General features: G+C 67.1%; 7 protein-coding genes. 4 read left to right on the top strand and 3 right to left on the bottom strand.

Features of this window, described 5'->3' with window-relative positions; genetic code table 11:
• The coding region (locus I55_RS27940) for an enoyl-CoA hydratase-related protein (protein WP_044564014.1) at positions 1 to 760 on the bottom strand (760 nt) is incomplete at its 3' end.
• Between the two features lie 221 nt (positions 761 to 981).
• Between I55_RS27940 and I55_RS27935 the strand changes: the two genes are divergently transcribed.
• Positions 982 to 2,211 carry a CaiB/BaiF CoA-transferase family protein gene (locus I55_RS27935; protein ID WP_044564010.1) on the top strand — a complete coding sequence of 410 codons (1,230 nt, stop codon included), beginning with the start codon at positions 982 to 984 and terminating at the stop codon, positions 2,209 to 2,211.
• A 21-nt stretch (positions 2,212 to 2,232) separates the two neighbouring features.
• On the opposite strand, the gene I55_RS27930 is transcribed toward I55_RS27935, so the two are convergent.
• Both I55_RS27930 and I55_RS27925 read right to left on the bottom strand, forming a co-directional pair.
• Positions 2,233 to 3,885: a GMC family oxidoreductase gene (locus I55_RS27930; protein WP_044564009.1), complete on the bottom strand. Its 1,653-nt coding sequence runs from the start codon at positions 3,883 to 3,885 to the stop codon at positions 2,233 to 2,235.
• A 36-nt stretch (positions 3,886 to 3,921) separates the two neighbouring features.
• Positions 3,922 to 4,818 (bottom strand): TauD/TfdA family dioxygenase, encoded by an 897-nt coding sequence (locus tag I55_RS27925; RefSeq protein ID WP_199902753.1) that lies wholly within the window; start codon positions 4,816 to 4,818, stop codon positions 3,922 to 3,924.
• 173 nt (positions 4,819 to 4,991) lie between these two features.
• Here I55_RS27925 and I55_RS27920 point away from each other — a divergent pair, with 173 nt between their 5' ends.
• The 3 genes from I55_RS27920 to I55_RS27910 form a co-directional block, all read left to right on the top strand.
• Positions 4,992 to 5,780, top strand: a complete 789-nt coding sequence (locus I55_RS27920) for an SDR family NAD(P)-dependent oxidoreductase (RefSeq protein WP_044564012.1) — start codon at positions 4,992 to 4,994, stop codon at positions 5,778 to 5,780.
• 313 nt (positions 5,781 to 6,093) lie between these two features.
• Positions 6,094 to 8,439, top strand: coding sequence for a TonB-dependent receptor (locus I55_RS27915; protein WP_049974579.1), 2,346 nt, complete (start codon positions 6,094 to 6,096; stop codon positions 8,437 to 8,439).
• Positions 8,440 to 8,511: 72 nt separating this feature from the next.
• A partial coding sequence (locus tag I55_RS27910) for an aldehyde dehydrogenase family protein (protein WP_148294020.1) occupies positions 8,512 to 9,190 on the top strand: 679 nt, incomplete at its 3' end.

Here is a 9,190-nt window from a genome sequence, read left to right as displayed (position 1 = left end):
TGCGCTTTTCCGCCGTGTCCTCGGTTGACTGGCTGATGAAGATGGCCCGGTTTTCCAGCTCCATCGCCGCCTGCAGGCTGCCGGCGTCGGCGTTCAGCCACAGGGTCTGCTTGGTCAGCGCGATGCCGATGGGGCTGTTGGCCTGGATGGCGGCGGCCAGGGCCAGCGCCTCGTCCGCCAGCCGCTCATCCTCCACCATGCGCAGCACGAGGCCGATGGCGGCCGCCTCTTCCGCCAGGACCGCGCGACCGGTCAGCAGCAGTTCCGCCGCGCGCTGGGCGCCGACTGCCCGGGGCAGCAGGTAGCTGATCCCCAGCTCATGCCCGGTGCCCGCATTGTGAAAGGCATTGACGAAGCGGGCGGAACGGGCGGCGATGGCGATGTCCGCCGCCAGCGCCAGCGAATAGCCGGCCCCGGCGGTGACGCCGTTCACCGCCGCGATGACGGGCTGCGGCAAGGATCGCATCAGGAGGGGGATGCTGCCCAGCCTGGCCAGGATAGCGCGGCTGGCCTGCGCCTTGCCCTGCCCTTCAGGCACCCAGCTGGGGCTGCCGCCGTTGCGCAGATCATGGCCGGCGCAGAAGGCGCGGCCGGCGCCGGTCAGAATGACAACCTGGACCGTGGGGTCGAAGCGCACCGCCTCAAGCTGGGCGATCAGCGCCTCATAGGTGCTGTAGGCCAGGGCGTTCAGCGCATCGGGACGGTTGAGCGTAAGGCGGCAGACGCCCGGCGCCGGCATGTCCCGAAGTATCTCATCCATGCTCCGCGGTCCTCCCCTTGCCGCCCTTCGACCAGGCGGTGCAGCGGATCTACTGCGCCGATGGTCCGGCGGCGAGCCTGGGCGGCTTGGAAGCCCCTCACATCATGGGGGTGATGGGTGCCGCCGGAAACGGCCACCGCCTTGCCAATCATGGCGGGACGGTATGGAACGGCAGGAAGGCAGGCGCATTCGCGCCGGTTTCGGAAAGAGGGAAATCACGCATGGCCATTCTGCCGTTGAGCACTGTCCGGGTCCTGGACCTTTCGCGGGTGCTGGCGGGGCCCCTCGCCGGGCAGATGCTGGCCGACCTGGGCGCCGACGTGATCAAGGTGGAACGGCCGGGCACGGGCGACGACTCGCGCGTCTTCGGCGCCCCCTACCTCACCGGGCCCGATGGCCGCCCGACGCGGGAGAACGCCTTTTACCTGTCGGCAAACCGCAACAAGAAATCAGTCACGGTCAACATCGCCTGCGCCCAGGGCCAGGACATCATCCGGCGATTGGCGGCCAAGGCCGACGTGGTTCTGGAGAACTACAAGGTCGGCGACCTGAAGCGCTATGGACTGGATTACGACGCCATCCGGTCCCTGAACCCAGGTGTCATCTATTGCTCGGTCACCGGGTACGGCCAGTCGGGCCCCTATGCCAAGAAGCCGGGCTACGACGCGGTCTTCCAGGGACAGAGCGGCCTGATGAGCGTGACCGGCCTGCCGGACCACAAGCCGGGCGGTGGCCCGATGAAGGTGGGGCCCAGCATCGCCGACGTCATCACCGGCCTGAACGTGTCGAACGCCATTCTGGCGGCGCTGTACAGCCGCGACGCCAACGGCGGAACGGGTCAGTTCATCGATGTCGCTCTGCTGGATTGCATGGTGGCGGCCCTGTCGCATTACGCCCAGATCTACCTGACCTCGGGCGAGGTTCCCGTGCGTCGGGGCACCCAGGGCAACGGCGGCATGCCATCCACCCTGTTCCCCTGCAGCGACGGCGCCATTATGCTGACCGCCGGCAACGATGTTCAATACGCACGCCTGTGCGACGCGGTGGAGCGGCCGGACCTGGCCAGCCACCCCCTGTTCCACACCAACATCCTACGCGTGGAGAACCGGGACGCGCTGACGGCGGAATTCGACGCCATTTTCCGCCGGAACACCGTGGCTCACTGGCTGGAGCGGCTGGAGGCCTTCGGCATCCCCAGCGGCCCCATCAACACCCTGGACCAGGTCTTCGCCGACCCGCAGATGCGCCATCGCGGCATGGCCGTGCCGGCCCCCCACCCCCTGGCGCCGGACCTGCGGGTGCTGCGCAATCCCCTGCATTTTTCCGCGACCCCCATCACCCGCTACGACGCCCCGCCCATGCTGGGGCAGCACACCGACGCCGTGCTGGCGGACGAACTGGGCTTCGATGCCGACACGCTGGCGCGGCTGCGGGCGGAAGGGGTCATCTGACTCCCCTCCGCCGCCGGACCGTCAGGCCGCATCCTCGCGGATCATGTCGGCCGCCTTTTCCGCGATGACCACCGTGGGCGCGTGCGTGTTGGCCGACACCAGGCTGGGCATGATCGAGGCGTCGACCACCCGCAGGCCGGCGACACCCCGCACCCTGAGGCGCGGGTCCAGCACTCCTCGATCGTCGCCGCCCATCGCGCAGGTGCCCACAGGATGGTAAGCGGTCGTCCCCGTCTTGCGGGCGAAAGCCAGCAGGGCCTCATCCCCCTGTTGGTTGGCGCCAGGGATAAGCTCGTGGTCCAGATAGGGGGCCAGGGCCGGCTGGTTCAGCACCCGGCGGCACCATGTCAGGCCGGCGATCATGATGCGCTGGTCCGTCTCATCCTCTAGGTAATGCGGAAGAATGGCGGGGGCGTCCCGCACGTCGGCGCTGCGCACGTGCACGCTGCCGCGGGACCTGGGGCGCATGACATAGCTGGCCAAGGTCATGCCCGGATCCTGTTCCATGGTGATGCGCCCGGTCTTGAGCGTGGCGGCCGTGTCCACGGTGCCGGGGCTGGCGAAGAATTGCAGGTCGGGCAGATCCAGCGCCGGGTCGGACTTCAGGAAGGCCGTGAGGTTGGAGCCCCCGAGCGCCAATAGGCCCGACCTGTCCATGGCATAGCGCAGCATTTGACCCATCAACCCCACCCCCCGTGACAGAGCGTTGAAGCTGGGGGCGTTCGGCTGGAGGCGAGCCTTGACCGAACAGGAATAGTGATCGGCCAAGTTCTCCCCCACGCCGGGGCTTTCGACGACCGGCGTGATGCCCAGGTCCCGCAACCGCTGGGCCTGGCCGATGCCGGACAGCTCCAGAAGCTGGGGTGACGCGATGGCGCCACCGGACAGCAGCACCTCTCGACCGGCACGGGCCGTCACCAATCGATCACCCTGACGGTATTCCACGCCCACGACCCGGCGGCCTTCAAACAGCAGGCGGGTCGCCTGGGCCCGGGTTTCGACCCAGAGGTTGGAGCGGACCAGGGCGGGGTGCAGGTAGGAGACCGCGGCGGAGCGGCGGCGGCCTCGGCTGATGTTCAGGCGTGCCAGCATCACCCCTTCGCGCGAGGCCCCGTTCAGATCCGGGCTGATCGGTGCGCCCGCCTCCTGAAACGCCCGCAACGTCGCCTCCAGCATGGGATGACGTATGGGCGGGTCGCCCACGTCCAACGGGCCGCCCTTGCCGGCGCCACTGTCATCATCCCGCCCGGCCTGATTCTCCACCCGGCGGAACAGCGGTTCCAGATCCGACCAGGCCCAACCGACGCAACCCAGCTGCCGCCAACCCTCGTAATCCTCCGGCAGACCCCGCATGTAGATCATGCCGTTGATGGAGGACGAACCGCCAAGGACCTTGCCCCGGGGGACGGCATATTGGCGACCGCCGGTGCTGGGGTCCGGTTCGCTTCTATAATTCCAGTTTATCTTGGGATCCGACAGCAGCCGGGTAAACCCCGCCGGCAGATGGATGTTCACGTTGCTGAGGAATTGCGCCGGGTTGCGCCAGGGCCGGTCGTCGCCGCCCGCCTCCAGCAGCAGGACGCGGGTGCGGCCATCCGCTGAGAGCCGATTGGCCAGGACGCACCCCGCCGAGCCCGCGCCGATGATGATATAATCCGCCTCGATCGGTGCCATGAATCCCTCCCGATTAGAATTTCTTGATTGAACGGTTCAGCGCATCGGGGGCGCGTCGGCCCGGCATAGCACCGGCACGCCTTTGGTGCTGATGCGGTACAGCAGACGGCGTTCGCCCTCAGCATCCGAGTAGGCGATGGGTGTCGCGCTGTGGACCGTGCTGTAGTTGTCCCAAAGCACGATATCGTCGGGCAGCACCTTGTAGCTGATGCGGAACTGCGGCTGGGTGATGTGGGTGCGCAGGAAGCGGATCAAGGCCGTGGCCGCTTCCTGGTCCATGCCTTCGATGCCGCAGGCGGTGCCCGAAGTGAACAGGGCGCGCCGCCCGGTCACGGGGTGTCGTATGACCAAGGGATGCCTCTGCCGGGGCATGTCCCGCTTGGGCCGGTTGGGATCGGGCGGGGTCTCCCCTTCGATCCAGGGGGCCGCCCCCAACTCGTGGATGGCGACCAGCCCTTCCAGCGTCATCCGGCGGCCGGCGGGCAGCGCCTCGAACGCGGCGGCGGTGCTGGCGAACAGCGTCTCACCGCCCTCGCGCGGAGCTTCCTTGCCGTACAGCATGGTGACCGCCGCCGGTTCCGCCTCATAACTTCCGTCGGAATGCCAATGGACGGCGCCGTCGCGCAGGGCGGGTGGGGTCGCCGGATCGTTGTTGATCCGGATCATTTCCGGATGGTCCTGGCGGCGGTGTTCCTTGATGAAGAACTCCAGCGGCCGGCCCCACTGACGGCCGAAACGGACATAGTCGGCGTCCGACAGGTTCTGGCCCTTGATGACCAGGACGCCACGCTGGTGCAACAGGTCAATCAGGGCCCGCATGGTCCGCGCATCGTCGGTGCAACGGCCCAGATCCAGGCCGGTGATGACGCTGCCCAAGGCGGGGCTGAGGGGCGTCGCGGCAAGCTCGGGCGCGGCGGCGGTGACCAGGGACACGGGCTGACAAAGCTCCCAGGCGGGTGGATGTGGCCGTCCTTGTCTACGCCTGCCTCATCATCGCCGGGGAGTCCCCCGCCCCCAATCATCGCCGCTGTGATGACTGGCGCCGGCCTGTTTCCAGAAAAGCGAGGCACGCTTATCAACCGTCCGACATGGATGGAGAGATGAAGATGAGCGCGCTGTTTTCATTGGCCGGTCGTACCGCCCTGGTCACCGGTGCCTCTCGCGGTCTGGGCCGGGCCATCGCGCTGGGTTTCGCCCAGGCGGGCGCGAACCTGGTCCTGGCGGCGCGGGACACCGCCAAGCTGGAAACCGTGGCCGATGAAATCCGCGCCCTGGGCGTGAACGCCCGGATCCAGTCCTTCGACCTGGGCGACCTGGCCGCCGTCGAGACGGCCGCCCGGGCCCTGGAAACCGATGGCCCGGCCATCGACATCCTGGTCAACAACGGCGCCATCGCCGGTTGGGGGCCGCTGGCCACATCAACGCTCGCGGACTGGCAGCGGATGTTCGATGTCAATGTCGCGTCCATGTACCTGCTTTGCCGCGCCTTGGGGCCCGCCATGGCGGCGCGCGGCTGGGGCCGCATCATCAACTTCGCTTCTTACGTCGCCGAGACCGGGCGCCCCAACCTGTCCGCCTATACCGCCAGCAAGCATGCCGTGCTGGGACTGACCCGCGCGGTCGCGGCGGAGTTCGCCCCTCAGGGGGTCACCTGCAACGCCATCTCGCCCGGCTTCTTCGATACGGACATGGCAGCCCCCACCGTCGGCCACCCGCAACGGGCCAAGATCTTCCGCGACGCCATCGCCATGGGGCGGTTCGGCGACGCCGGTGAGATCGTCGGCCCGGCCCTGTTCCTGGCGTCCGACGCCTCATCCTACGTGACGGGACACGCGCTGCATGTGGATGGCGGCGTGGACGGCATCATGTCGCTGCCCGTCGTGGTGGAGACCTGAGGCAACGATTTTCCACCCTATCGAAATCGCCTATCCGATCCCTCACCATTCGGGGTAACCGGCCGCTTCCGACCCCCCCCCATTCCCAGTTAGAAAAGTCCGAGACCTTCATCGCCTAAATGCTCACAGCCTCACCGCAAGAGGTTCGCTGAGGAAACCTTAATGACAGGGGCGGCAAGCTGCCCCCATGGCCTGGGTTCGGTGTCCGGCGAGGTCGATGAAGCCTGATAAATGAAAAAATACACGGGAGGATTTGATGAAACTGCGACACGCTCTACTTGCAGCCTCGGCGATCACGGCATTCCAGATAGGGATGCCCGCTCAAGCGCAGCAAACCTCCCCCGCCTCCCCCGCACCCGCGGCCGCGCAGGACGCGCCGGCCAAAGATGACGTCATTGCCGAGGTGGTCGTGACGGCCCGCCGCCGTGCGGAAAACCTGCAGGACGTGCCCATCGCCGTCTCCGCCGTTTCGGGTGACGCGCTGACGCGGGACGGCGTCACCAACGTCCAGGACCTGCAGTACCGCGTGCCCGCCCTGTCCATCACCAGCGGCTTCACCCAGCGCAGCAACGCCTCGTTTTCCATGCGCGGCCAGCGGACCCAGGAAACGCAGCTGTTCACCGACCCCGCCGTCGGCACCTATTTCGCCGAAGTGGTGCAGCCCCGCCCCTACGGCTTCAACGCCGGCTTCTACGACCTGGAATCGGTCCAGGTCCTGCGCGGCGTCCAGGGTACCTTGTTCGGCCGCAATATGACCGGCGGCGCCGTGTTGGTGGAACCCGCCCACCCAAAGATGGACACGGTCGAGGGTGAGGTGCGCGGAACCTTCGGCAACTACAACGCCCGCGAAGGCTACGCCATGCTGAACGTCCCCCTGGGGGACAAGTTCGCCCTGCGCATCGCGGGCGACGTCAATCGCCGCGACGGCTGGGCCACGGACGTGGGTTCGGGGCGCCACTACAACGACACCGACTATAACAGCTTCCGCGCCTCCCTCATGGCCAAGCCGTGGGAAGGGGTGGAAAGCCTGACCATCTATGACTGGTACCGCAGTAACGAGAACGGCACGGCCGCGTTTCTAACCAGCATCGCCCAGCCGTCGGTCATCTCCAATTATGAACAGCTGCGCCAGGCGGGGCTCATCACCACCAACATCCCGGCGGAATTCGCGGCCGCCCAGGCGCTGTTCAAGGCGCACCCCTACAGCTTGGACATAGGTGCCGGCGACGGCAGCAACCTGGATGCCTGGGGCAAGCCCTATGAGAAGAACAGCAATCAGGGCATCACCAACAAGACCACCATCGAACTGTCGGATGACCTGACGCTGAAGAACATCTTCGGGTGGCGCCGCCTGACCCGCGACGTCGTACAGGACTACGACGGCATCCCGGCTTTCCTGATCACGCCGTACCAGTTCGCGCGCATCAGCAACTACAGCGAGGAACTGCAGTTGCAGGGCAGCGCCCTCAACAAGGACCTGACCTACATCCTGGGCGGCTACTTCTTCAAGGAAACGGGCATCGACGGCTCCTACGCCAATACCCTGCCTCAACTGGTGTTCGCCGGGGCCCGCGTGCCCCAGACCACACCCGCGTCGCTGTTCCTCCAGCAGCAGACCGGCCAGGGCTATTCCCAGTCCTACGCCGCCTTCGCCGCCGGCACCTACAAGATCACGCCCGAAATCAGCCTGTCGTCTGGTGTGCGCTACAATCTGGACCAGAAGAAGATCACCGTCGTTTCCGCCCTGCCCAACCTGAACAGTTGCCAGTTCGACACGGACCTGAACACGCCCGGCGTGCAGTCCGTGCCCATGTCGCAGTGCGCCTTCGGCAATCATGCCGATTTCGCCCAGATCACCTACGACGCCACGCTGCAGTATGAGCCCAGCGACCATCTGACCACCTACGCCTCGTTCCGGCACGGCTACCGGTCCGGCGGCTTTTCCACCCGCGCCCAGAATTGGCTGCAACTGCAGCCCTTCCGGCCGGAGAAAGTGGATGAGTACGAAATCGGCCTGAAGAGCAACGGCCACCTGTGGAACGGTCGCTGGACCACCAGCGCCGCCCTGTTCCTGCAGAACGGCTCGGACGTGCAGAAGCAGCGCGCCGCAAGCATCGACACCAATGGCGACGGCATCCCCGACACCATCGTCACCGTCATCGACAACACGGCGGAGCAGCGCAACACCGGCGGCGAGCTGGAGTTCACCTACAACACGGACGTGTTCAGCCTGACGGGCTTCTATTCCTATGTGAATGTGGAGATCGAAAAGGGGGCGGCCGTCCTCAACGGCCTGCATGAAATCGCCCAGCGCGGCATGCCCCGCCACCAGCTGGGCCTGACCGGCACCGTGTATGCCCCCATCGACCCCAGCTGGGGCCAGGCGCAGTTCACCGCCAATTTCACGTGGCGCAGCCAGATCTACCTGGATGATTTCGAGGTCCAGGGCCTGCAATCACCCTATGGGCTGGTGAACATGCGGGTGGAATGGAACGACATCAAGCACACCGGTCTGAACGCCGCCCTGTTCTGCAACAACGTCCTGGACAAGCAGTACCGCGTCGGCGTGCTGGGCCTGATCGCCGAAGGGCTGGGCTTCCAGTCCAGCGTCTACGGCGACCCCCGCATGTACGGCGTCCAGATCGGCTACAAGTTCTGATCGCATCGGGCCTGGGCAGGGACGAACCCCGCCCGGGCCTTTTCCTTTTTCCGGAAATGGGAGCCCGCCCCCGTGACCCATCCAACCCTGGTCAACCTGCGACACCCGGACCGCCTGTTCATCGGCGGCGACTGGGTCACGCCCCTGTCCGGTGCCCCATTGGACATCGTGTCCCCGTCAACGGAACAGTTGCTGGGTCGAGTGGCGGAGGCGGGCCCTGCTGACATGGACCGTGCCGTGGCGGCGGCCCGCCGCGCCTTCGACACCGGTCCCTGGCCGCGCATGACCGGGCCGGAGCGGGCCGCGGTCCTGAAGGCCCTGGCCAACCAACTGGAGGCGCGGGCCGATGACTTCGCTCACGCCTGGGCGCTGCAGGTCGGCATCCCCCTGCCCCAAGCCCAGATGTCCGCGCGTCTGGCCCGCGGCTACTTCGACTACTACGCCGGCCTGGCGGTCCAAGGCTTCGAGGAGGTGCGGACGCCGGCCCGTGGCGGCGCCTGCGTGGTGGTGCGGGAGCCGGTGGGCGTCGCCGTCGCGGTCGTGCCCTGGAACGCGCCGCTGGCGACCCTGCTGTTGAAGGTGGCGCCGGCCCTCGCCGCCGGCTGCGCGGTCATCGCCAAACCGGCCCCGGAAACGCCGCTTGAGGCCTTGTTGCTGGCGGAATGCGCCGAGGCGGCCAACCTGCCACCCGGCATCCTGTCGGTCGTGCCCTCCCACCGCGAGGCCGCTGACCACCTGATCCGGCATGAGG

It is taken from the genome of Azospirillum sp. B4 (assembly GCF_000333275.1).
Taxonomy (GTDB): Bacteria; Pseudomonadota; Alphaproteobacteria; order Azospirillales; family Azospirillaceae; genus Nitrospirillum.
Note: the sequence above shows the minus strand (reverse complement) of the source record. Positions and strands in the feature narration are given on the sequence as shown.

What these genes read in the sequence shown, in the direction of transcription:
- I55_RS27915 (WP_049974579.1), top strand. Translation starts at nt 6,094, where the DNA reads ATGCCCGCTCAAGCGCAGCAAACCTCCCCCGCCTCCCCCGCACCCGCG.
- I55_RS27930 (WP_044564009.1), bottom strand. Translation starts at nt 3,885, where the DNA reads ATGGCACCGATCGAGGCGGATTATATCATCATCGGCGCGGGCTCGGCG.
- I55_RS27920 (WP_044564012.1), top strand. Translation starts at nt 4,992, where the DNA reads ATGAGCGCGCTGTTTTCATTGGCCGGTCGTACCGCCCTGGTCACCGGT.
- I55_RS27935 (WP_044564010.1), top strand. Translation starts at nt 982, where the DNA reads ATGGCCATTCTGCCGTTGAGCACTGTCCGGGTCCTGGACCTTTCGCGG.